Raw genomic sequence first — 22,910 nt, 5'->3', positions numbered from 1 at the left:
CAAATTTTATGGAACAGTCAACAATAACAATACAGGTAAATCTTGGTGAGGATAAAGTGCCCAGCCAGATAGAATGGAATGCCAAAGGCACTACCGCTCAGGATACGCAACAGGCCAAGGCTTTTTTACTTGCCCTGTGGGATGGCAATGAAAAAACAGCGCTGCGCATAGACTTGTGGACAAAAGAAATGATGATAGATGAAATGGCTGATTTCTTTTATCAGACTTTATTTACCATGGCCGATACGTATAAGCGGGCAACGCATCATGATGAGCTTTCTGATGATATGAAAGCTTTTGCCAAAACGTTTTATAATAAATTCAGGGAGAAATATTTGAATAAATAGTCCGGAAGCGGCAGGAAGAATGGCTTCTTTCTCGCCTTTCTGACTTTCTTAAAACAACAACTATGAATCTTGAACAACAAATAATGGCTGAAATGAAAGACGCCATGAAAGCAAAAAACGAAGCGGCGCTGCGTAGCCTGCGTGCTATTAAAACTGAAATTATTAAAGCTAAAACAGAGCCTGGCGCCAACGGCGAATTAAGCGAAGAAGCGGCATTAAAAATGTTGCAGAAAATGATGAAGCAAAGAAAAGATTCGCTGGAAATTTATCAACAGCAAAGCCGTGAAGACCTGGCTAAGAAAGAGCAGGAAGAAATTGAAGTGATAGAAAAATTCATGCCTGCACAAATGAGTGAAACAGAATTGAAAGATGCCTTAAAGAAAATAATAGAACTGGCAGGCGCTTCTTCACCAGCCGATATGGGTAAAGTAATGGGCGTTGCCACAAAACAGCTGGCAGGACAGGCAGATGGAAAAACTATTTCTGCCGCCGTGAAAGAACTGCTGTCCAATAAATAAATGCAGAATGCGTTAATAATAAGCTTGCCTCACTGCAAATGTCGATCTTTTAAAAGCCATCTGCCGGAAAGGTTGCAGGGTCTTGTATGATTATAGATATTCTTTTTTGCATATTACTTGTACTTGCCATCATTAAAGGCATAAGCCGCGGTTTTATAGTTGCCGTGTTTTCATTCTTTGCTATTATTATTGGTGTAGCTGCGGCCATGAAGCTTTCTTTTTTAATGTCTGCCTGGCTGCAGCAGTCATTTAATATAAGCGGAAAATGGTTGCCTGTTCTTTCTTTTTTGCTGGTTTTTTCCGGCGTGGTTATACTGGTTCGTTTAGTGGCTAATCTTATACAGGCTGCAGCCAAAGTGGCTATGCTGGGCTGGCTTAATAAATTAGGCGGTATTGTTTTATATCTTTTTATATATCTTTTTGTTTACAGTATCCTTCTTTTTTATTTAACTAACATGAATGTTATTAAAGAAGATACGATTGCTTCATCTCATACCTATTCGCTTGTAGAACCCTTTGGTCACACGGCCATCGATGCAATGGGCGCTATCATTCCTTTCTTTAAAAATATTTTCAGCCAGCTTTCAGATTTTTTTGAGTTAGTTGCACAAAGCAAGGCTTAATGCTTTCTTATAATTGGCTTATATAAAGGAAATTATATTTACTTTAGCAAAAGTAGATAGCTTTGCAATACCCAGAATAAAATAAAGAATGCAATACGAGGTTAAAAAACTGGATAAATTTAAATACATTGAAGAAGGTGAAGGCGAGCCATTAATTTTATTGCACGGATTGTTTGGCGCTTTAAGTAATTACGAGCACTTAATATCCCATTTCAGGCATACGCATAAAGTAATTGTACCTATGCTGCCCATGTTTGAGCTTGATTTGTTGCATACTTCTGTGGGCGGCTTTGCAAAGTATATTAATAAGTTTATTGAAAAAATGGGCTATAAGAATTACCATTTATTAGGTAATTCACTGGGCGGCCATATAGCGCTGGTGCATATTCTTAAGCATCCTGAAAATGTGCAAACGCTTATTTTAACGGGCAGCTCAGGCTTATATGAAAGCGGTATGGGCGATTCCTATCCGCGCCGCGGCGATTATGAATATATTAAAAAGAAAACAGAAGTTACCTTTTACGATCCTGCAACAGCCACGCCCGATCTGATTGATGAGGTGTATAAAATATGCAATAACCGTTTACAACTTATACGCATACTTGCACTGGCAAAAAGTGCCATTCGCAATAACCTGGGTGAAGAACTTGGGCAAATAAAACAGCCAACTTTATTGGTTTGGGGCAACCAGGATACGGTAACGCCCCCTTTTGTTGCACACGAGTTTAACAAGCTTATTCCCAACAGCGAATTAAAATTTATTGATAAATGCGGCCATGCGCCCATGATGGAACAGCCTGCTGAATTCAATGCAATACTCGAAGAATTTCTTACAAAGATTAAGAAGTCTGCTGCAACTTTAGCCTGATATTTTTTGTCTTTATTTAAATTGTTAGAATAGATTAATGTTAGCATCGGAAATCATACAGCCATCAATACCTGTTTTGCATTATGATGATACCATCAACGACGCGATAGACCTGCTGCAGCAAAACAATATTGATCATCTTGCAGTTCTTAATAATGATAATTATGAAGGATTGCTAAGCATGGATGAATTGCTATCAGCTGAAAATGCTGACATAGTTAGTGATCTTTCCGATAAATTCCTGCATATAAGTGTTCAGCATAGCCAGCATTTGCTTACTGCGCTTAAGGTTATTAATGAAGCCGGCATAACAGCCCTGCCGGTGCTTTCTCAAAACAAAGAATATATTGGCGTTGTAACATACGCCACACTCGTGCAAAACCTGGGTATGTTTTTAAGTACAGATGTGCCCGGCGGCCTGTTTGTAATAGAAACAGAAAAGCACAAGTTTTCCATTGGAGAACTTTGCAGGCTGGTAGAAACAAATGATGCTTTTGTAACGGAGATAAATACTTATATTGAGCATGTTTCAGGACAGCTTATTGTAATATTCAAGATTAATAAAACCGAAGTCTCAGACGTGCTTGCAACCCTGCAGCGTTTTGATTATAATGTTCGTTATTATTTTGGTGAAGAGCTTTTCGAAAATGACCTCAGGGCAAATTACGACAACCTTATGGCCTATCTTAACGTATAGTCTAATGCTGTTATACACCTTGTTAAATATTTTTGCTTCTTAATGCATCTTACCTGTATAGCCTATTTTTACCGCCTTACTATCTATGCTTAATCTGCACATGAAGCCGTTGCACGTTTTATTAATACCTTTTTTTTGTTTTGTATTTGCGGCTGCGGTTAGTGCACAACAAACAGATTCATCCCATCGTATAATTGCAGACTCAGTTATTAGCGATACCAGTGCAAAAAATAACCTGCCCGATACTTTGTTTATCGCAGGTATTTCAATTTATGGCAATAAAAAAACAAAGTCTTACATCATAGAGCGTGAGCTGCCTTTTCAGCAAGGCAGTTATGTGGCGCTTGCCGATCTTAAAAAGGAACTTGAAACCGGCAGGCAGCAACTCGTTAATACAACTTTATTTACAGACGTTGCCGTATATGTTGAAAACAGTTATGGCCAGTTTGTTTTTATAACAGTTTTTGTAAAAGAGCGCTGGTATATTCTGCCGCTGCCTTATTTTAAATTTATTGATGCCAACTTTAACACCTGGTGGGTAGCATATAACCACACATTAAAAAGAACAAATTATGGTATAAAGTTTTTGCATAATAATGTTTCGGGAAGGAATGACAAGCTTACCACATGGCTCATTACCGGTTATTCCAAACAGGTGGCTGTAAAATATGAACGGCCTTTTTTTGATAAGCAGTTAAAACAGGGCTACCAGTTTTTTGCAGGCTACAGTAACCAGGGCGATATTAATTATTCAACAGATAAAAGCAAGCAGCAGTTTTTGCGGCCCGAAGACCGCTCTTACATGCGCAAAACCTTAAAAGTTGAAGGCAATTATATTTACAGGCCGGGCCTGCGGGTAAGGCATATTGTAAAGGCCGGATATATGTATGAGCAAATTGCCGATACTGTTTTTGCACTCAACCCAAATTATTTCGGCAACGGAAAAACCAGGGCCTCATTTCCCTATATAGGTTATACTTTCAGATATAGTAATGCAGATTATAATTTTTATCCTACCAAAGGCCTTATTTCTGAAACGAGTATTCTGCATAAAGGCGTAACAAAAGATATGAACCTTACGCAGCTTACTTCCATCAACACTTATACAATTCCTGTTTTGTCAAAAACGCAAATTCAGTTTAAGGAAGGCGGCGTGCTTAACCTGCCCTTTAACCAGCCTTTTTATAATAAAGGTATGTTTGGTTATTATGGAAATATTTTCATGCGGGGCTATGAATATTATGTAATTGATGGCGATGCCGGCATAGCAGGAAGGGCCACTTTGCAGCAGCAATTATTAAGTTTTACAAAGAAACTTGGCCTTGGTGCAAAAAAAGAAGACTATTCATTCAGGGTATATGGAAAGCTGTTTGCAGATGCCGGTTATGTTTACAACCAGCATCCGGGCAGCAGCATTTTAAACAATAAAATGCTGCATAGCTGGGGCGTAGGTATTGATTTCGTTGCACCGTATGATGTGATCTTTAAGTTTGATTACAGTTTTAATCAATTGGGTGAAAGTGGCATCTTTATTCATTTAAATACCGACTTTTAACCATAGCTGCTGCGTTTTGCATGTTACCTTTAACCCCCGTAAACTTGATATTTGCTTTTTAAGCAGGCAAATGCACAATATAATTTAAATGAAAGTAGCTATTTACAGCCGCGGCAATGGCCAGGAACTGAAAGAAGAACTGGAAGAACTTGTACTAAGGCTTACCTCCAATAATATTGAAGTGCTGTTGCATTACGCGCTGGCAGAACTTATAAACCCGGTTGGCAATACGTTAATTGATTTTTTTTCAAGCCACGAAGACCTGAACAGCACCGTTGATTTTTTAATTAGCCTTGGCGGCGATGGAACTATACTGGATACGGTAACGCTCGTACGCAATAAAAATATTCCCATACTGGGCATTAATTATGGAAGGCTTGGTTTTCTTGCAGGCATAAGCAAGCATGAGCTTGGCATAGCCGTGGATGCTTTGGTGAACAGAACTTTTGTTATTGATAAAAGAACGCTCATTCACCTGGATGCTGACAGGCAATTATTTGCCGATGCGCCTTTTGCATTAAATGAATTTTCTGTTCACAAGCGCGACATCTCGCCAATGATTAAGGTAAACACTTATTTAAATGGTGAATTTTTAAATACTTATTGGTGCGACGGCCTGATAGTAGCCACGCCCACAGGCTCAACCGGCTACAATATGAGTTGCAATGGCCCGATAGTTTTTCCCGAAGCTGGCAGTTTTATTATTACACCTGTGGCGCCGCATAATTTAAACGTGCGGCCGATTGTAATACCCGATTCTTATATCATTTCCTTTGAAGTGGAAAGCCGAAGCGATGAATTTATTTGCGCCATGGATGCCCGCCGGGAAATTGTGCATAAAGATGTGCAGCTTGCCGTGCGAAAAGAAAAATTTTCCATTAACCTTGTACGATTGAATGAAAATAATTTTCTTTCTACATTGCATACCAAGCTCACCTGGGGGCTTGATAAAAGAAATTAAGCCTTTATATTGCACCAATAACACAAGAAATAACAATGTTTTGCGTTATACAATTAATTTACAGCCAGCATGAGGTTAAATAAGCTTTGTCTTTTTATTATTTTATTGTATTGCAGCAAAGGTTTTGCGCAATCACAATTATATGATAGTTATAAAAACGAAGGAGAATTTGGCGTTGCTGTAGGCGCTGCTCATTATTTTGGCGATCTGAATACAAGGGCTGCATTAAACCGGCCGAATTTTTCAGCAGGGGTATATTATGTAAAGCAATTCAATAATTATGTGGGTGTAAAGCTGGCTGCAGATTATGCTTTTCTGGCTTACAGCGATATATATAGCAAAAATGAAACACAGCGTTTAAGAAACCTCAGCTTTAATACAAATGTTTGGGAAGCCTCCCTGAGTGGCTATTTCAACTTTTTCAGGTTTATACCGGGTGTTTCCGGCTATAAGTTTACGCCTTACCTTTCTTTGGGAGTGGGCGTTTTTTCTTACGATCCTTATGCTTACCTGCAAGGCACAAAATATTTTCTTCGCCCGCTGGGCACGGAAGGCCAGAATTTTGATTCAGGCAGAAAGCAATATGGTACAATGGCTATGTGCTTTCCGCTTACGTTTGGGTTTAAGTACAGTATAAACGAAAATATGAATGTGTTTGCCGAAGTAGGCTACAGGTTTACCAATACAGATTACCTCGATGATGTAAGTACCAACTATGCTGGCCCGGAAGCTTTTATGATAACACACGCCGATAATACCACTGAAGTGGATTACCCGGCCTATTATTTACAGGATCGCAGTTATGAACTGGGTTCTTCTATTGGTGTTAAGGGCAGGCAACGTGGCAACAGTTCGCAGAAAGACGCTTATGTGATGTTTCATTTGGGCGTATCGTTCAATATCAGCTCTTACAAATGCCCAACCCCCGGCTCTCCAAATTAAGCCGGCGGCAACAATTTCTGTATATCATTTACATAACCTTTATAATCATAGGTAATTTTATTATGCTGAATGGCTTTGAAGAGATTTTGAAATCAACTCTAAAAATAAATAGTGTTTTTTTAACAAAACAATTTACTTTCAACCCGCTTATTCTTATTTCTTAATTTTGTGCCGAGCTATTTATTATGCCCGATCATCTCCAAAATGAAATTGACCCCACAAAGCTGCCTAACCATATTGCCATAATAATGGATGGGAATGGCCGCTGGGCAAAGGAAAAAGGCCACGACCGCCTGTATGGCCATTATCATGGTGTAGAAAGTGTGCGCAACATACTGGAAGGTTGTGCAGAACTGAACATAAAGTATCTTACCCTCTATGCCTTCAGCACTGAAAACTGGGACAGGCCTAAAGATGAAGTGGACGGCCTGATGGAATTGCTTGTTGATACCATTCGTAAAGAAGTGGCTACGCTGAATAAAAATAATATTAAACTGCACGTAATTGGCGATATGAATACGCTTCCGCCCTCCGCCCGGAAAGCGTTGGAAGAGGCGTTGCTTGAAACCAGCCATAATGATAAGTTTAATCTTATCCTGGCGCTTAGTTACAGCAGCCGCTGGGAACTGCTGCAGGCAGTTAAAAATATTGCTGCCGATGTAAAGGAAGGGAAGCTTACAATTGATACCATAGACCAGGACACGCTGCAGAAATACCTTGCTACCAGCGAATTTCCCGATCCGGACCTGCTGATAAGAACGAGCGGTGAATACCGCATCAGCAATTTTTTATTATACCAACTTGCTTATGCTGAATTATATTTTACCAGCACCCGCTGGCCCGACTTCAGGAAGAAACATCTTTTTGAAGCAATTATTGATTTTCAGAACCGCAGAAGACGATTTGGCAAAACAGATGAACAAATTTCTTTGCGTGAGCCGGAACAACTTCAACATTCCTGATTTTCAGGTTTTGATTTAACAAACACTTTTAAATATTCCATCTAATTTGCCCGCTTTTAAAAATCAATGTGGCTACAACCGTTAATCGAACACTTACTAATTATTTAAACAACTAATCCGGATGCGATATCTTTCCGCAATCGCTTTATTCTATTTAGTTTGCCTGGTGAACATCCGGGCAGATGCACAGCAGCCGATTATACCAATGGCCAAGCCAGATACTATTCCGGGGGCTGTTATTCAAAAAGATACTTCGGGTTTAATTAATACCCTTCCAAATGCTAACCCTGCCGATACCACGCCGGTAACTTCTTTAAACGCCGATTTGCTTAATATCTACAACCAGCCTTTTCCAAAAAAATATAAGATTGCCAACATAACCGTAACAGGAAATAATTATTTTGATCAGAACCTGTTGCTTTCCATTGCCGGTTTAAATACAGGTGATGAAGTTTCATTGCCGGGCGGCGATAATTTTTCACGGGCTATTACCAAACTCTGGAGCCAGAATTATTTCAGCGATATTGCCATCTACCTCACCGCTTTAAAAGGCGATGCTATTTCAGTTGAAGTGCATGTTACTGAAAGGCCGCGTTTATCAAGATATGAGTTCGCCGGCGTTAAAAAAGGAGAGAAGGATGACCTTGCGCCAAAAACCGGGCTGGTAATAAACAGGGTTATTACAGAAAACGTAAAGCGCACTTCTGTTGATGCCATAAAGAAATTTTATTCTGATAAAGGTTTCCGTAATGTGCAGGTTTCTGTGCAGGAAATAAAAGATACTTCCGCTCCAAATTCTTCAATTCTTGTTTATAATGTAGAAAGAGGCAACAAGGTAAAGATAGCCGAGATAAACTTCCTGAATAATACCATAAGCGAGGATAAACTTAAATCGCAGATGAAGGGTACGAAAGAAAAAAGCCATTTAACGCTTTTCCCTTCAAAAAATAAAACACGGTACGACGACAGCACGAAGTATGGTTTTAGCAATTATATGAAAGACTGGGGTTTCCTGTCGTTCTCCAAAACAAAAGCATTACTTGAGCCATACATAAAAGTTAAACCATTCTCTTCTGCAAAATTCGATGCAAAGAAATATGAGGAAGATAAGAACAAGGTTATAGCTTATTATAATTCACTGGGATATCGTGATGCGACGATTATAAAAGATGATACCGTGAATGCGAAAGACGGTTTGCATCTTTACCTGGATGTGGATGAAGGCCACAAGTATTATTTTGGCAATATTGGTTTCAGCAATGCTGCCAAATATTCTGATTCTCTTTTAACCGCTATTTTAGGGATTAAGAAGGGCGATACCTATAACCGTGAACTGCTTGAAAAGAAATTAGGCCTTAATGTTTCACCCGAAGGTGGCGATATAAGCGGCCTGTATATGGACGATGGCTATCTTTTCTTCCGGGTAGATCCGGTAGAAACGGCTGTGTATAACGATACTATTGATTATGATATAAGGGTTACGGAAGGCCCGCAGGCAACTTTTAAAAACATCAGGATTTCCGGTAACGACAGAACTAAGGAACACGTGATAAGAAGAGAACTGAGAACATTGCCCGGTGAGAAATTTAGCCGTACAGATGTTATCCGTTCGCAGCGTGAGATTGCTAACCTCGGCTTCTTTAACCAGGAAAAAATTATACCTGATATTGTACCCGACCAGGATAACGGCACGGTGGATGTAAACTGGCAGGTGGAAGAAAAATCAGGCGACCAGCTTGAATTGAGCGCCGGTTTTGGCGGTGGTATCGGCGTTACAGGTACGCTGGGTGTAACGTTTAATAATTTTTCTGTAAAAAATATTTTCCGCAAATCTGCATGGGACCCATTACCGGTTGGCGACGGGCAGAAACTGAGCATCCGTGTGCAGAGCAATGGCCGCGCCTATCGTTCTTATAATGCATCTTTTACCGAACCCTGGCTGGGTGGTAAAAAGCGCAACGCATTTTCTGTGGGTGTGTACGATACCAAATTTGCCAATGCCTACGATCCGTACACCGGCACTTATACAAAACGTGCAGCCGATACATCATTCTTCAGAACAACCGGTTTCTCTATTGGTTTAACCAAACAATTAAAGTGGCCGGATGACTATTTCTCTGCCGGCATATCGTTGCAGTATGCCCGGTACCAGTTGAAGAACTATTATATAGACCCGACTAACCTGCCGGGCTTTAATAATGGTTTCTCTAACAATATTAGCTTGAAGTTTACTTTACAACGTTTTTCAGAGGACCAGCAGATATTCCCGAGAACAGGTTCCAACTTCCTATTAACGTTGCAGGCAACACCGCCATTCTCGCTTATCAATCCTGATATTAAGAATTGGAAAAACCCATATACTTTGGTTGAGTATTATAAATGGCGTTTTTCCGGAGAATGGTTTGTGCCGCTCGGCAGGCCAACCGGCCCGGATAATAATAAGCAGTTTGTGTTAAAGCTTGCTGCCAAATACGGTTACATTGGCAGGTATAATTCTGACCTGCAGATTTCACCGTTTGAACGTTTCCAAGTGGGCGATGCGGGTTTAAGCAACAGCTATGCACTGTTGGGATATGATATTATAGCACAGCGCGGTTACCCGGTTTATCAAACTTCAGACCCACGTGTAAACCCTGATCAGCAGGGCGCTTCAGAATATTTTACCATCTTTAATAAATATACACTTGAACTTCGCTATCCTTTTGCGCTTAATCCAAGCAGCACCATTTATGCCTTAGGATTTTTTGAAGCTGCGAATGGCTGGTACAGCTTCAGGGATTATAACCCATTCAGGTTACGCCGCTCTGTTGGTTTGGGTGTAAGGTTCTTCCTGCCCATGTTTGGATTGCTTGGATTTGATTATGGCGTTGGTTTAGACAGGTTTGGTAATGGCGTCAAGTTTAAAGATGCTTCCAAGTTTACATTTATGTTGGGTTATGAACCAGATTAATTTACATTTAACTTCTTAAAAGTAAAAAATCAACAAATTTTTTTGTCAATGAATAAGCCATGCAAAACAATCTTAAATTTTATGGCGAATTCCGTATGGCAAATAAAAAAACAAAAATGGTTCGCATGAAAAAGATATTAATTGTAATGCTGTTTTCGGCTGGCTTTGCATGCAGTGTTAATGCACAGAAATATGCAATAATTGATACAAAGTATATTTTAAACAAAATGCCTGAATATGTGGATGCAGATAAGCAACTGCAGGACATAAGCAACCAATGGCAAAAGGAAATAGACAACCTGCAGGCACAGCTTACGGCCATGTATAAAAATTACGATGCAGAACAATATATGCTGAGCGATGATTTGAAGAAGAAGCGTGAAGATGAATTATACAATAAAGAAAAGCAATTGAGAGACCTGCAAAAAAAGCGCTTTGGCTACGAAGGTGATTTGTTTAAAGAAAGGGAAAGGATTGTTAAACCCATACAGGATAAGGTTTATAACGCAGTGCAAAAAATGGCGGTAGCCCGGGGATATGATTTTGTGCTCGATAAAAGTGAAGGAATTACTGTTATATTTGCCGACCCCAAATTAGACCGCAGCAACGATATACTGCAGCAACTGGGGATTAAAGATTAAAATAGTCAACTAAAAAAACAAACAATACAAAATGAAGAAAGTTCTGATGGCGGTTGCTCTTTTTACTGCCTTATGTTTTGGTTACAATAAATTAAATGCACAAACTGCCACAGGTTTTAAAGTTGGTGTTTTCGATTTAGATATTATGGTTCAGGTGATGCCGGAATACCGCGTTGCTGATAGCCTCACGCAAATTTATAACAGGGATACCCTGGGCGCGGAATACCAGGTTTATATGAGCGAATACCAGCGCTTAGACAGCACACTTAAAGCTGATACTGCTAAAGGCAATGTAGCAAAAACGGTAATGGATTACAATAATCAGCAAAAGCAGCAAATGGCAACACAATTAATGTACTGGCAGCAAATTGCACAGCAGAAATCCCAGGATTATCAGCGGCAATTATTAGCGCCTACCTATAAAAAAGTATTGGCTGCCTATAAAAAAGTATTAGCTGCAAAAAAATACGACCTCATATTAAAACCAGATGCTTATGAAGTTGGGAGCAAACTTGAAAATATGTTCCCGTTTGTGGCAAAAGAATTGGGTGTAACGTTGCCGCAAGGATTAACTGTAGATCCCAACCAGGCATTAAACGATCCAAGTCTTGGTGGCGCTGCCGGTGCAGCCAAGCCATAGTAAATAAACAAATTATCCATAATAAAAAAGGTTACTTAAACAGTAACCTTTTTTATTTATATGAAGTTGAAAATTATCGCATCATTTCAATAAACTCATCAAATAAATAGCGGCTGTCATGCGGGCCTGGTGTGCTTTCAGGATGATATTGTACACTGAAAGCCGGCTTGTTTTTCATGCGGATGCCTTCAATGCTTTCATCATTCAGATTCACATGCGTGATTTCAATATTACTGTTATTTTTCACAGCTTCCGGGTTCACACCAAACCCGTGGTTTTGCGTGGTTATTTCACAACGGTTGTTGGTGATATTTTTTACAGGATGGTTTAACCCCCTGTGCCCGTGATGCATTTTAAAAGTAGGAATATCATTCGCCAACGCCAGCAACTGATGGCCAAGGCAAATACCGAACAGCGGTTTATTATCTTCCAGTAATTCTTTCACCGTTTCTACCGCATAACGCATAGCAGCAGGATCGCCGGGGCCATTGGAGATAAAATATCCGTTGGCATTGAATGCTTTTATTTCTGCAGCCGTAGTTGTTGCAGGAAACACTTTTAAATAAGCGCCACGCTCAGCAAGCGAGGTGAGGATATTTTGTTTCACACCATAGTCTACCACGGCAATTTTTAAAGGCGCGGCAGGTTCGCCAACTTCATAAGTTTCTTTGGTGCTTACAACGCTTGCCAGTTCGAGCCCATCCATATCAGGCACTTTATCCAACTCTGCCTGCAAGGTTTCTTTGTCTGTAATTTCAGAAGAAATAATACAGTTCATTGCGCCGCTGTGGCGAATGTGTGCTACGAGTGAACGCGTATCGATGCCTTCAATGGCAACAATATCATTGTTTTTAAGGTATTCATCCAAGCTGCCGGTAGCTTTATACCTTGAGAATTTATCTTCAAGATTACGGCCAATCAAGGCGCGTATTTTTACGCTTTTGCTTTCCTGGTCCACAGGGTTAATACCATAATTACCAACGTGCACATTATTCATTATGAGTACCTGGCCATAATAACTGGGATCGGTAAAAACTTCCTGGTAGCCCGTCATGCCGGTATTAAAACATATTTCGCCGGTTGCGGTACCAATTTTGCCAAAAGCTTTACCTTGAAGAAAAGTGCCGTCTTGTAAAAGAAGAAATGCAGGCTGTAGTGAATCAGACATTTTTTTGAAAGTATTTTTTCAAAATGCAAAAGAAAGGCTTGATTTTGAAATTTAATGATAAAGTTTTCCCGAAGTGATTAACATATTGTTGATCAACGCGGTTTAGCCGGCTATTTTATCAGCTCTTCATATAAAATATTGTCGATGGCTTTCAATGCAGGATTGAAGCCTGAATCATACACAACATCAAAACCGTTTGTTATTGCAACAATACCAAACTTCTTTTTGGGATGAAAAAACATGCTGCTGTATAAACCATAAGCCGAACCTGTATGGCCTTTTATTACTTCACCGGGAATAAGTGTATTATCGGCTGTTAATATAGCGAGGCCATAACCGCCCTCGCCATCCGAAACCGGTGTTTGCATTATTTTGGCGCTTTTCTTAGATATGATTTTTACACCTTTATATTTTCCAAAATAAGCATGCATGGTCATATATTTTGCAAGGTCTGTTGCAGAAATTTTCATGCCGCCGGTTGGTGAAAAAATGGGCGTGCTGTAACCCATTATATAATTATTTATTTCGGCTGTTCTTGGGTTGTAAGCGCCATCATCAGCAATGAATTGTTTTGTGGCTGAATCATATTCATATAAAGTTGCAAACTTTGATGCATCCAGCGCACCTACTTCGTAACCGCCATACAAACCGAGCTTGTCAAGAATATGCGCTTTAATATATTTATCAAAGCGCTCGCCCGAAACTCTTTCTATAATGGTTCCAACCATATTATAATTCAGGTTGCAGTAGGCGTAACCTTCTCCGGGTGCATAATTGCTGTAACATTTATACGCATTGGCTGTTTTGGCAGGATTGATAGAATCCAACGTAAAATATCCCTGCGAATCGTTCAGGCTTGATGTGTGCGACATAAGCATTTTAAGCGTGATAACTTTACCGGGAAATTTTGGATTGCGCACTTCAAAACCAATCAGTTTGCTTACATCGTCATTCAATGATAATTTTTTTGCTTCAACCAGTTGCATGATAGCCGTTGCAGAGAACGATTTTGAAATAGAGGCGATCCTGAAAATATCATCATTGGTTAAAGGTGTATTTGTTGCAATATTTTTTAAACCGAAAGAATGCGTGTAAACAATATCGCCTTTCTTAACTACGGCAACAGAAAGCCCCACCATTTTATAGGCTTTCATCACGCTGTCTATACGTGTTTCAATCCTGCTGTTTTGTGCATCAGCTATGCAGCCTGCAATCATCAACAGGCCTGTAAAAATTATTTGTTTAAAATAGTTATGTTTTTTCATTGAATTATTTATGTTGATAAGCTATTTTGATTTTTTTGCTTTAAATGTGCCATTCGGCTGAATAGATAAAAGTTCAATCACTTCGTTCTTATCGTTCCTGTTGAACTGAACGGTAAACCCGTTCATATTCTTCAATGCAAATTTATCTTTATCAACAGGCGCCAGTTCATATTCAGGCTGCCCTTCAACAAACAGGTATAATTTATTATCGTTTTTTGTGTACACTTTTAGTTTTACGGGCGCTCCGGCTAATTCATAGTCGCCAATGTATGCTTTCAAACTCCCGCTGTCAATGATTTTTTCTCTTAACGTTCTTGTAAATACAATAGGCTTCAGTGTTGGTTCGAGCGCTATTGATGCGTTTTCAATATCACCATTAAGGCCGGTATTAAATTGCAGTTGCGTACTTTGGTCGCTGGTGTCAATACCATCCTTGGGATCTTTATCAAATAAAGTAAATACATCATAATGATAATGCTTCAGCCAGAATGTATGCGTTATGCCTGTTATAAAGAGTGAATCGTTTACCAGTTCAACATTAAAAGTGCCATAGCCCGGGTTGGTATAAGCGCCTTCATAATCTTTAATATCATGTGAAGGTTTAGTGTTTAGTTTCTGGTTTGATATTACGCTTTTTTCTGCGCGTTTAGCCTGGGCTTTGGCGGAATCAGAACTTGATTTTAATGCTGTTTGCCAATCATAATATTTTAAGCCGAGCATTCTGTCGGCAATTAAGTTGCGCACAACAGATGGCACCGGTGAACTGTTTTGATTGCACAAAACAACAATGCCAATGCTATCTGACGGAAAGAAACAGGTGCTGGCGCTGAAGCCATCAATATTGCCGCCATGTTCAACGCGGTAATGGCCGCGGTACGATGCCATCATCCAGCCAAAACCATAATTGGAAAAATATATATCCGGCGTTTGCTTATCGGGCAAGGCGCCGCTCATTACCATTTGAGAGCTGATGGCCTGGCTTACATAACTGGATGGCAGTAATTCTTTGCCCGAATATTTACCACCATTAATCCAGGTAATTACCCATTTGGCCATATCATTCACGGTGCTGTTAATGCTGCCTGCCGGCGACATGCCGGCAATGTCGTAATAATTCATTCGTTTAATAATGGTATCGTTCTTTACATCGTAACCAAGGGCAGGTTCACCTGTTTTTATCCATTCATTTAACGATGCATCAGAACTGGTCATGCCTAATGGCTGAAATATTTTTTCACGAATATTTTCTTCCCAGCTTTTGCCCGTAAGTTTTTCTGCAACCATGCCCTGTGCCATAAACATAAAGTTGTTGTACTGCCATTTTTCCCTCAGGCCCGCAGATGGTTCCATATATTGAATGCGCTGCAGCAGGCTGTCTTTACTGTGCGATTGAAAGAGATACCAGGAATAATCGTGGCGCGGCAAACCGGTGCGGTGGCTCATCATATCGCGCAGCGTGATGTGATCGTTCATCTCATCATTATAAAATTTAAGTTCCGGCAAATAATTGCGAACGGGTTTATCAAAATCAACCTTGCCATCTTTATTCAATAAACCAAGTAATGAAGCTGTAAAAGCTTTGCTGCATGAACCAATGGCAAAAACCGTATTGGCAGTTACAGGTATTTTGGTTTCATAATCGCGGTAGCCGAAACCATTAGCATATACTACTTTATCTTTCTCAACTACGGCAACTGCAAAACCCGCAGCATGCCAGTCTTTCAGCACTCTTGCAAAAGCTGTATCAAGCCCTGCAAATTTATCTTCAGCCTTGTTTTTGTGTTTTTGGCTAAAGGCATTGATTGAAATAAAACATAAAGAAAATAATAAAAATTTTTTCATAACAGTGCATTAATTGGTGTATAGCGATGGCAATAAAAGTAGATGATATTTAATGAAGTTGGCTATGCATTTTCATTTGATGATGAGAATATTGTATGCTATCGGGTTTTGATAGTGAATTATGGAAAAGATTGAAAATAGTGATTGGTTTTTAAAGCTTACCGTTCTGCAAAATTTGTTGTGAGAAAGTTTTCGTAAGCCATCTTTATTCCTTCTTTTAAATGAGTGGAATGTTTCCAGCCTTTGCTGTGCAGCTTTGACACATCTAATAATTTTCTTGGTGTGCCATCGGGTTTTGATGTGTCAAATTGTATTTCTCCATTATAACCAACAATATCTTTTATAAGCAATGCCAGTTCTTTTATAGAAACTTCTTCACCGGTGCCAATATTTATTACACCATTTTCATCATAATTGTTCATGAGGTAAACGCAGGCATCGGCAAGGTCATCAGCATACATAAATTCACGAAGTGGCGAACCGCTTCCCCAAATAGTTACAGCAGCAGCCTTGTTTATCCTGGCTTCATGAAAACGTCTTATTAACGCGGGCAATACATGAGAATGTTCGGGGTGATAATTATCGTTAATGCCATACAGGTTGGTTGGCATGGCCGAAATATAATTGCAGCCATATTGGTCACGGTAGGCATCGCACAATTTCAACCCGGCAATTTTTGCAATAGCATAAGGCTCATTGGTGGGTTCAAGCGGGCCGGTTAAAAGATAATCTTCTTTTATTGGATGAGGCGCCATTTTAGGATAAATGCAGCTTGAACCGAGAAACAATAACTTCTTTACATTATTTATAAAAGAAGCATGAATGATATTGTTTTGAATCTGCAGGTTATCATACAAAAAATCTGCGCGGTAAGTATTGTTAGCCACAATACCGCCCACTTTTGCAGCCGCAAGAAACACATATTCCGGCTTTTCCAATGCAAACAAATCTGTCACCAATTGCTGGTTGCGCAGGTCTAATTCTTTAGATGTTTTTAATATGAAATTATTGTAGCCAAGGCTTTGCAGTTTTCTTAAAATAGCAGAGCCTGCCATTCCTTTATGCCCGGCTATATAAATTTTAGAATCTTTGTTCATGCCGCTTAATAAGTAATGGTGTTACCGTTTACATGCAATTCCAATTCTTTTTTATCAGACGATTCTACGCGGCCAACAACTTTAGCCTCTATATTAAATTGCTTTGCTTCGCCAATTAATGCGGCGGCTGTTATTGCATCTGTAAAAATTTCAAGGCGGTGGCCCATGTTAAATACCTGGTACATTTCTTTGTCATCCGCATGGGAATTTTCCTGGATGATCTTAAAAATTTCAGGCGCTTCAAACAAATTGTCTTTTATAATTTTAAAAGGTTGCGGTAAATATTTCATGCATTTGGTTTGGCCGCCGCCGCTGCAATGAATTACACCGTCAATCTTATCAAAATATTTCTCAAGCAATACTTTCATCAGCGGCGCGTATGTGCGGGTGGGGCTGAGCAAAAGCTTGCCAATGGTTATCGTGGAATTTGGAATTTGGAATTTGGAACTGGGAATACCGTCTTCCAATTTGTTTTTACCAATGTAAACCACATCATCGCTTAGCGTTGGCTCAAATGTTTCAGGATATTTTTCCGCATAATATTTATGCAGCACATCGTGCCTGGCGCTGGTTAATCCATTGCTGGCAATACCGCTGTTATAAGCATCTTCATACGTGGCTTGCCCGTTGCTGGCAAAACCAACAATTACATTGCCCGGTTTTATTTTTTCATTACTGATTATTTTATTTTTTGGCCATCTTGCCATCATCGTTCCGTTTACGGCAATAGTGCGCACCACATCGCCCACATCAGCTGTTTCGCCGCCGAGAAAATGAATATTGATGCCGAATGATTGCATGCTGTTAAAAAAATCCTGCGTTGCATTAATCACCTGTTCCAGCACTTCGCCGGGTATCAATAATTTATTTCTGTCGATAGTAGAAGAAAAAAGAATGTTATCATAAATGCCGGCACAAAGCAGGTCATCAAGGTTCATTACAATAGCATCCTGTGCAATGCCTTTCCAAACAGCAGCATCGCCAGTTTCTTTCCAGTACAAATAAGCAAGAATGCTTTTGGTGCCCGCGCCATCGGCGTGCATAACATTTACAAACGCATCGTCATTACTAATAAAATCAGGATAAATTTTGCAGAAAGCGAACTCATATAAACCTTTATCCAGGTTTTTTATAGCTGCATGCACTTCTTCTTTCTGGGCAGAAACACCACGTTTGGAATAGAGGCCGCCTCCATCTCCTGAAGGGAAGTATTGAACCTGTTGATTGTTTGTTTTCATCGCGGCAAAAATAAGTTTGCTGCAATTAATTATGCGCAACTTTAATAACAGTCTTTATGGTTGGGGCTTTCAGGGCTTATATTTGCCATTTTATGCAGGTGCATCGTTCCATACATCATTTACCAAAGTTTCGCAATTCGGTTGTAACCATCGGCACGTTTGATGGCGTGCACCTGGGCCATCAGCAAATAATAAAACAGTTAAAAGAAGAGGCCGAAAAAATTGACGGTGAAACCATTATCATCACCTTTCACCCGCATCCACGCTCTGTTGTAAAAACAGGAACGCCGGTTTACCTGCTGAATACACTGGAAGAAAAAATAAGCCTGCTTTCATCATTTGGTATTGACCATTTAATTGTTGTTCCGTTTGATAAAGCTTTTTCTGAACAAACGCCGGAAGAATATGTGGTTAATTTTTTGTTTGAGAAATGCAGGCCGCACACGCTGATTATTGGTTACGATCATCATTTTGGCAAAAACAGGGCAGGCGATTATCATTTGCTTGAACGTTTTGGCAAAGAGCTTGGCTTTACTGTAAAAGAAATTCCTGAGCAGTTAATTAACGATATAACCATAAGTTCAACCCGCATTCGCGAAGCTTTGCTTACCGGTGAAATAGAAACAGCCAACAGCTATTTAGGATATAATTATTTTTTTGAAGGCATGGTGGTTGATGGCAACAAACTTGGCCGCACATTGGGTTATCCTACAGCCAATATTATTATTCATGATGAAGATAAATTAGTGCCTGCAAACGGTATTTATGTAGCCGAAGCGGAGATTGCCGGCTTCGAGCCCGCAGCGCATAGCTCGCAGCTTCTTCAGGGTATGATGAGCATTGGTATTCGCCCAACCGTAAATGGAAAAGATCGTACAATTGAAATGAATATATTTGATTTCAATGAAGACATTTATGGGCGCATCATAAAAATTTTCGTTTGTAAATACCTGCGCATCGAAGAAAAATTTAACACGCTGGAAGAACTGGTGAGGCAGATTGATATAGACAAACAAAACAGCCTGCAATATTTTGAAAATGTTAAGAATAAGTAATAGAATGATAATCATTAAGAAGTTGTTTGGCCAGTGTTGAATATAATTAAACGTTCAGAACTGCTTAGTCTATTTTACCGCTTGCAAAGCGTCAGGGCCTGTAAGCTGATGATGATTCTCTTTATCAATTCAAACAATTCCAAAGCCGTTTTGCGCATAAGCACACAGGCGTAGTAATGGCTGATTTAACAATTTTATTGACACCATTACTTTTATCTTCACGCGTTATAAAATTCAATGAATGAATAAATTTTTATTAGGTTTAAACATTGTTCTGTTATTGGCAGTTGCTTATTTGTTTTATGCTTTTTATAATAATAAGTCAGCGAACACAGCCGTAATTCCTCCCAAACATGATTCAACTGATTTGAATTTTAAAATAGCTTATTTCGATATAGATTCAATTGACAAAAACTATGTTTTTGCCAAAGAAACCCGTGATTATCTTAAAGGAAAGAATGATGCAGTGGAAGCGAAGCTTAATAAAATTAAGCAGGATTATATGGCCAAAGTAAATGAATATAATAAACGCGGCGCTACCTTATCTCAAACAGAGCAAAGCCAGATGCAGGAAGACCTTGCACGCCTGGATAATTATTATGCACAGCAACAGCAAAGTTTAAGTCAGGATTTCCAGGGTGAATACATGCAGAAGATGCTTGAGCTTAAGAATAAGATACAGGCTTTCTTAAAAACATACAGTGCACAAAGAGGTTACACTTATGTTTTTGCCACGAGCGGTGATGACAATGTTATCTATTACAAAGATTCAGTTAGAAATATTACTAATGAAATAGTAAGGCGGCTGAATGATGAATACGCTGCAAGCAAGAAAAAATAACACAGGTTTTTATATATCATTGTAAGTCCCGCCTTGTGCGGGATTTTTTTTATACAGGGCAGTCATTATTTGATTATTACCAAGTCGAAAAATGGTTTTACATTTCAGTAAATAATTTTCAAATATCCATGCTTAAAATTGCTGCAACATTGTATATGCTTGGTATAATTATACCGGCATTCTCTCAATCCAATAAAATGGATTTTGAACAGTATGATCCTGTTTCAACCTTGGTTGTGCCGGAGCATAAATTAACCAAAGCTAAATATCCTTTTATTGATGTGCATAATCATCAGTGGAATATGGGCAATGGCAGCCTGGATGGTTTAATAAAAGATATGGATAGCCTTAACCTGCAGGTAATGGTTAATCTCAGCGGTGGTAATGGCAACAGGCTAAAGCAAATGATTGATAATGTAAACACACAATATCCAAAACGTTTTATAGTTTTTGCCAACATCAATTTTGATAATGTTGGTGCTCCCGGCTGGACGGAGAAAGCTGTGCAGCAACTGGAAGCAGATGTGCGCAATGGCGCCAATGGGTTAAAGATATTTAAGAACCTGGGCTTTTCTGTAAATGATGTTTCAGGCAAACGTGTTACGATTGATGATCCAAGGCTGGATGCTATATGGGAGAAATGCGGCCAATTAAAAATACCCGTGCTTATTCATACAGCAGACCCTGCACCTTTCTGGCAACCTATGGATGAACATAATGAGCGCTGGCTTGAATTAAAAACACATCCCGGCCGCAAAAGAAGCGATACCGATCCTGCGCCCTGGCAAACGCTGATAAATGAACAGCATAATATGTTTAAGAAACATCCTAACACAACATTTATTGCGGCGCATTTTGGCTGGTATGCCAATGATCTTGCAAAGCTTGATTCATTGCTTACTGCATTACCAAATGTAGTAGTTGAGTTTGGCGCTGTTATAGCGGAGCTTGGCCGCCAGCCCAGGGCAGCAAAAGCCTTTTTTACGAAATACCAGGACAGGATTTTATTTGGCAAAGACAGTTGGGTGCCTTCGGAATATGCAACCTATTTCCGGGTGCTGGAAACAGAAGATGAATATTTTCCGTATCACAAAAAATACCATGCATTCTGGCGTATGTATGGCATGGGTTTGCCTGACGATATTTTAAAGAAAGTGTATTATAAGAATGCTTTAAGGATAGTGCCGGGTATAGATAAATCGCAGTTCCCTGAAGATTGAAGAGATATTAGGTCAGAGAAGCCGTATCAAATTTTTATAAAGTTTGAATTTATCATCAACAGTAATAATAGTCATATTTTCATTAATAGCAGTTGCAATCAGCATTCGGTCAAAGGGGTTTTTATGATTACCAATAAATGGAAGCATAGTATAAGTTATTAAATGTTTATTTGCTATTGGAAGCATTGAAAAACCATTGTTCCTTACATGGTACATAAAATCATGAAGTGAAATATTAAAACCCGGTAGTTTACCAATATTGATTTTTATCGCTATTTCTATAAAGCTCAATTGACTTACAATTTTCTCATTGCGGGTATCAGCCAATATTGATTTATGAAAAGAAGTGAGGGACTTATTATTTTCAAGCACCCAAATTAAAATGTGTGTATCAAGCAGGATTTTCATTGGGGCTCATATTCCTGAAATTCGTCCAAAGGGTCATCAAAATTTTCCGGTACAGCTATTTTCCCTGCGAGGGAGCCAAATTTAATTTCATTCTTTTTTAAAGAAATATTATTATCTGCGTTATCTGGAAATATAACAGACACAGGAACATTCTCCTGCGTTGGCGCAGGTTCCTGCAATTTTACATTCCCGTTTTCATATTTTGCTTTTACAACAATAGACATCTCAAACGCTTTTATGCAATTTACTTAAAAACCTGTTAGTATATTGCATCATATACCTAACTTTCTGTTACTCCTTATTCGAATAATAATTATAGTCCTTTAGCAGTATCTCTAAAAACTCTACCGGTTCAACATATTCGGTAATACTTAAAACGTTTCGGATTTTATCGCTAAGCCTTGCAGCCACATCAAAATTCCTGTAACGTATGCTGTTGTTTAATACGCCTTTAATCGTATTCATATCGCGGTCGCTTAAACGCATCACCTGCGGAAAGCGGGGCTTGTATGCATCTTCCACTTCAAGAAAAACCGTATCATCAATATCTGTTTCAATCTTTGTTTTAATCACCAGCGTGCCCGCCGCCATATCCCCCAAACGCTGATTTTTTTTACTCATTATGGTAGTTAATAGCCCGGCCAGCCCCAATGAAAAAACCAGGTCAAAAGGCCGCGTAAGCCAGCGTATCAGATATTGATGTAATGCAGGCCTGCCGCCATTTTCACCAATCACTTTTATGTTCATCAGCTTCTTCCCGATGCTTTGCCCGTTCATTATAATTTCAAAGAATAAATGATATAATAATATGGGCAGCAAAAACAAAAGGTACAGGGCATTCGTATTGTACAGCAGCGGCAGGTTATTGCCTGAATTGTGCGATGGCATTATTGCCCGCAACACATACATCATAATATTGTAATAGACTATGAGAATGCAAATATCAATCGCCCACGCAAAAAGCCTTTTATGAAACTCCGGTGTTTCAAAATCGAGCTCTATATTAAAGCTTGTGGGAATTTTTATTTTTTCCATAAACAATTGGCGGAAAGATAAACTAATTCTAATTTCC

At 39.3% G+C, this 22,910-nt stretch carries 23 protein-coding genes; 15 read left to right on the top strand and 8 right to left on the bottom strand.

Annotated features, from left to right (window positions below):
- Nucleotides 1-8: 8 nt before the first annotated feature.
- The 12 genes from gldC to BM015_RS12620 all read left to right on the top strand — a co-directional run bounded on the left by gldC (nt 9) and on the right by BM015_RS12620 (nt 11,704).
- Nucleotides 9-347, top strand: coding sequence for a gliding motility protein GldC (gldC, locus tag BM015_RS12675; RefSeq protein ID WP_090658945.1), 339 nt, complete (start codon nt 9-11; stop codon nt 345-347).
- Between the two features lie 62 nt (nt 348-409).
- On the top strand, nt 410-865 hold the full coding sequence (locus tag BM015_RS12670; protein WP_090658943.1) for a GatB/YqeY domain-containing protein: 456 nt from the start codon (nt 410-412) through the stop codon (nt 863-865).
- Nucleotides 866-951: 86 nt separating this feature from the next.
- Nucleotides 952-1,488 carry a CvpA family protein gene (locus tag BM015_RS12665; protein ID WP_090658941.1) on the top strand — a complete coding sequence of 179 codons (537 nt, stop codon included), beginning with the start codon at nt 952-954 and terminating at the stop codon, nt 1,486-1,488.
- 88 nt (nt 1,489-1,576) lie between these two features.
- Entirely contained in the window at nt 1,577-2,356 is a 780-nt protein-coding gene (locus BM015_RS12660; protein WP_090658939.1) for an alpha/beta fold hydrolase, read from the top strand.
- A gap of 37 nt (nt 2,357-2,393) precedes the next feature.
- On the top strand, nt 2,394-3,053 hold the full coding sequence (locus BM015_RS12655; protein WP_090658937.1) for a CBS domain-containing protein: 660 nt from the start codon (nt 2,394-2,396) through the stop codon (nt 3,051-3,053).
- Between the two features lie 100 nt (nt 3,054-3,153).
- Nucleotides 3,154-4,608: a POTRA domain-containing protein gene (locus tag BM015_RS12650; protein ID WP_090658935.1), complete on the top strand. Its 1,455-nt coding sequence runs from the start codon at nt 3,154-3,156 to the stop codon at nt 4,606-4,608.
- A gap of 88 nt (nt 4,609-4,696) precedes the next feature.
- Entirely contained in the window at nt 4,697-5,569 is an 873-nt protein-coding gene (locus tag BM015_RS12645) for an NAD kinase (RefSeq protein WP_090658933.1), read from the top strand.
- A 69-nt stretch (nt 5,570-5,638) separates the two neighbouring features.
- Nucleotides 5,639-6,511 (top strand): DUF6089 family protein, encoded by an 873-nt coding sequence (locus BM015_RS12640; protein ID WP_090658931.1) that lies wholly within the window; start codon nt 5,639-5,641, stop codon nt 6,509-6,511.
- Nucleotides 6,512-6,696: 185 nt separating this feature from the next.
- Entirely contained in the window at nt 6,697-7,473 is a 777-nt protein-coding gene (locus BM015_RS12635; RefSeq protein ID WP_090658930.1) for an isoprenyl transferase, read from the top strand.
- Nucleotides 7,474-7,594: 121 nt separating this feature from the next.
- Nucleotides 7,595-10,423, top strand: a complete 2,829-nt coding sequence (locus BM015_RS12630) for a BamA/OMP85 family outer membrane protein (RefSeq protein ID WP_090658928.1) — start codon at nt 7,595-7,597, stop codon at nt 10,421-10,423.
- A gap of 125 nt (nt 10,424-10,548) precedes the next feature.
- Nucleotides 10,549-11,064, top strand: a complete 516-nt coding sequence (locus tag BM015_RS12625; protein WP_090659201.1) for an OmpH/Skp family outer membrane protein — start codon at nt 10,549-10,551, stop codon at nt 11,062-11,064.
- A 31-nt stretch (nt 11,065-11,095) separates the two neighbouring features.
- A complete protein-coding gene (locus BM015_RS12620) occupies nt 11,096-11,704 on the top strand; it encodes an OmpH/Skp family outer membrane protein (protein WP_090658925.1) in 609 nt (202 codons plus the stop codon).
- 73 nt (nt 11,705-11,777) lie between these two features.
- Here BM015_RS12620 and carA read toward each other — a convergent pair whose 3' ends face one another.
- The 5 genes from carA to BM015_RS12595 all read right to left on the bottom strand — a co-directional run bounded on the left by carA (nt 11,778) and on the right by BM015_RS12595 (nt 18,314).
- A complete protein-coding gene (gene carA, locus BM015_RS12615) occupies nt 11,778-12,872 on the bottom strand; it encodes a glutamine-hydrolyzing carbamoyl-phosphate synthase small subunit (protein ID WP_090658923.1) in 1,095 nt (364 codons plus the stop codon).
- 110 nt (nt 12,873-12,982) lie between these two features.
- A complete protein-coding gene (locus BM015_RS12610; protein WP_218148494.1) occupies nt 12,983-14,137 on the bottom strand; it encodes a serine hydrolase domain-containing protein in 1,155 nt (384 codons plus the stop codon).
- 21 nt (nt 14,138-14,158) lie between these two features.
- Nucleotides 14,159-15,979 (bottom strand): serine hydrolase, encoded by a 1,821-nt coding sequence (locus BM015_RS12605; RefSeq protein ID WP_090658921.1) that lies wholly within the window; start codon nt 15,977-15,979, stop codon nt 14,159-14,161.
- Between the two features lie 158 nt (nt 15,980-16,137).
- Complete coding sequence (locus tag BM015_RS12600; protein ID WP_090658917.1) at nt 16,138-17,076, bottom strand: GDP-L-fucose synthase family protein; 939 nt, start codon at nt 17,074-17,076, stop codon at nt 16,138-16,140.
- 5 nt (nt 17,077-17,081) lie between these two features.
- Nucleotides 17,082-18,314: an AIR synthase related protein gene (locus BM015_RS12595; protein ID WP_090658915.1), complete on the bottom strand. Its 1,233-nt coding sequence runs from the start codon at nt 18,312-18,314 to the stop codon at nt 17,082-17,084.
- 56 nt (nt 18,315-18,370) lie between these two features.
- On the opposite strand from BM015_RS12595, the gene BM015_RS12590 reads away from it, so the two are divergent.
- The 3 genes from BM015_RS12590 to BM015_RS12580 all read left to right on the top strand — a co-directional run bounded on the left by BM015_RS12590 (nt 18,371) and on the right by BM015_RS12580 (nt 21,430).
- Nucleotides 18,371-19,369: a bifunctional riboflavin kinase/FAD synthetase gene (locus BM015_RS12590; protein ID WP_245751404.1), complete on the top strand. Its 999-nt coding sequence runs from the start codon at nt 18,371-18,373 to the stop codon at nt 19,367-19,369.
- A 241-nt stretch (nt 19,370-19,610) separates the two neighbouring features.
- Complete coding sequence (locus tag BM015_RS12585) at nt 19,611-20,210, top strand: OmpH/Skp family outer membrane protein (protein ID WP_090658913.1); 600 nt, start codon at nt 19,611-19,613, stop codon at nt 20,208-20,210.
- Nucleotides 20,211-20,338: 128 nt separating this feature from the next.
- Complete coding sequence (locus BM015_RS12580; RefSeq protein ID WP_090659194.1) at nt 20,339-21,430, top strand: amidohydrolase family protein; 1,092 nt, start codon at nt 20,339-20,341, stop codon at nt 21,428-21,430.
- A 12-nt stretch (nt 21,431-21,442) separates the two neighbouring features.
- Here the strand turns inward: BM015_RS12580 and BM015_RS12575 are convergent, their stop codons facing one another.
- The 3 genes from BM015_RS12575 to BM015_RS12565 all read right to left on the bottom strand — a co-directional run bounded on the left by BM015_RS12575 (nt 21,443) and on the right by BM015_RS12565 (nt 22,873).
- Nucleotides 21,443-21,838 (bottom strand): type II toxin-antitoxin system VapC family toxin, encoded by a 396-nt coding sequence (locus BM015_RS12575; RefSeq protein WP_090658911.1) that lies wholly within the window; start codon nt 21,836-21,838, stop codon nt 21,443-21,445.
- On the bottom strand, nt 21,835-22,062 hold the full coding sequence (locus tag BM015_RS12570) for a hypothetical protein (protein ID WP_090658909.1): 228 nt from the start codon (nt 22,060-22,062) through the stop codon (nt 21,835-21,837). Before BM015_RS12570 ends, BM015_RS12575 begins: the two co-directional genes overlap by 4 nt.
- A gap of 67 nt (nt 22,063-22,129) precedes the next feature.
- Entirely contained in the window at nt 22,130-22,873 is a 744-nt protein-coding gene (locus tag BM015_RS12565; RefSeq protein ID WP_090658906.1) for an RDD family protein, read from the bottom strand.
- Between the last annotated feature and the right edge of the window lie 37 nt (nt 22,874-22,910).

Origin of the sequence: Parafilimonas terrae, from assembly GCF_900115755.1 — a bacterium.
In the GTDB taxonomy this organism is placed as follows: Bacteria; Bacteroidota; Bacteroidia; order Chitinophagales; family Chitinophagaceae; genus Parafilimonas; species Parafilimonas terrae.
Note: the sequence above shows the minus strand (reverse complement) of the source record. Positions and strands in the feature narration are given on the sequence as shown.

Excerpts from the sequence above, each read along its gene's own strand:
- gldC (WP_090658945.1), top strand. The coding sequence starts at position 9 with ATGGAACAGTCAACAATAACAATACAGGTAAATCTTGGTGAGGATAAA.
- BM015_RS12670 (WP_090658943.1), top strand. The coding sequence starts at position 410 with ATGAATCTTGAACAACAAATAATGGCTGAAATGAAAGACGCCATGAAA.
- BM015_RS12665 (WP_090658941.1), top strand. The coding sequence starts at position 952 with ATGATTATAGATATTCTTTTTTGCATATTACTTGTACTTGCCATCATT.
- BM015_RS12660 (WP_090658939.1), top strand. The coding sequence starts at position 1,577 with ATGCAATACGAGGTTAAAAAACTGGATAAATTTAAATACATTGAAGAA.
- BM015_RS12655 (WP_090658937.1), top strand. The coding sequence starts at position 2,394 with ATGTTAGCATCGGAAATCATACAGCCATCAATACCTGTTTTGCATTAT.
- BM015_RS12650 (WP_090658935.1), top strand. The coding sequence starts at position 3,154 with ATGAAGCCGTTGCACGTTTTATTAATACCTTTTTTTTGTTTTGTATTT.
- BM015_RS12645 (WP_090658933.1), top strand. The coding sequence starts at position 4,697 with ATGAAAGTAGCTATTTACAGCCGCGGCAATGGCCAGGAACTGAAAGAA.
- BM015_RS12640 (WP_090658931.1), top strand. The coding sequence starts at position 5,639 with ATGAGGTTAAATAAGCTTTGTCTTTTTATTATTTTATTGTATTGCAGC.
- BM015_RS12635 (WP_090658930.1), top strand. The coding sequence starts at position 6,697 with ATGCCCGATCATCTCCAAAATGAAATTGACCCCACAAAGCTGCCTAAC.
- BM015_RS12630 (WP_090658928.1), top strand. The coding sequence starts at position 7,595 with ATGCGATATCTTTCCGCAATCGCTTTATTCTATTTAGTTTGCCTGGTG.
- BM015_RS12625 (WP_090659201.1), top strand. The coding sequence starts at position 10,549 with ATGAAAAAGATATTAATTGTAATGCTGTTTTCGGCTGGCTTTGCATGC.
- BM015_RS12620 (WP_090658925.1), top strand. The coding sequence starts at position 11,096 with ATGAAGAAAGTTCTGATGGCGGTTGCTCTTTTTACTGCCTTATGTTTT.
- carA (WP_090658923.1), bottom strand. The coding sequence starts at position 12,872 with ATGTCTGATTCACTACAGCCTGCATTTCTTCTTTTACAAGACGGCACT.
- BM015_RS12610 (WP_218148494.1), bottom strand. The coding sequence starts at position 14,137 with ATGAAAAAACATAACTATTTTAAACAAATAATTTTTACAGGCCTGTTG.
- BM015_RS12605 (WP_090658921.1), bottom strand. The coding sequence starts at position 15,979 with ATGAAAAAATTTTTATTATTTTCTTTATGTTTTATTTCAATCAATGCC.
- BM015_RS12600 (WP_090658917.1), bottom strand. The coding sequence starts at position 17,076 with ATGAACAAAGATTCTAAAATTTATATAGCCGGGCATAAAGGAATGGCA.
- BM015_RS12595 (WP_090658915.1), bottom strand. The coding sequence starts at position 18,314 with ATGAAAACAAACAATCAACAGGTTCAATACTTCCCTTCAGGAGATGGA.
- BM015_RS12590 (WP_245751404.1), top strand. The coding sequence starts at position 18,371 with ATGGTTGGGGCTTTCAGGGCTTATATTTGCCATTTTATGCAGGTGCAT.
- BM015_RS12585 (WP_090658913.1), top strand. The coding sequence starts at position 19,611 with ATGAATAAATTTTTATTAGGTTTAAACATTGTTCTGTTATTGGCAGTT.
- BM015_RS12580 (WP_090659194.1), top strand. The coding sequence starts at position 20,339 with ATGCTTAAAATTGCTGCAACATTGTATATGCTTGGTATAATTATACCG.
- BM015_RS12575 (WP_090658911.1), bottom strand. The coding sequence starts at position 21,838 with ATGAAAATCCTGCTTGATACACACATTTTAATTTGGGTGCTTGAAAAT.
- BM015_RS12570 (WP_090658909.1), bottom strand. The coding sequence starts at position 22,062 with ATGTCTATTGTTGTAAAAGCAAAATATGAAAACGGGAATGTAAAATTG.
- BM015_RS12565 (WP_090658906.1), bottom strand. The coding sequence starts at position 22,873 with ATGGAAAAAATAAAAATTCCCACAAGCTTTAATATAGAGCTCGATTTT.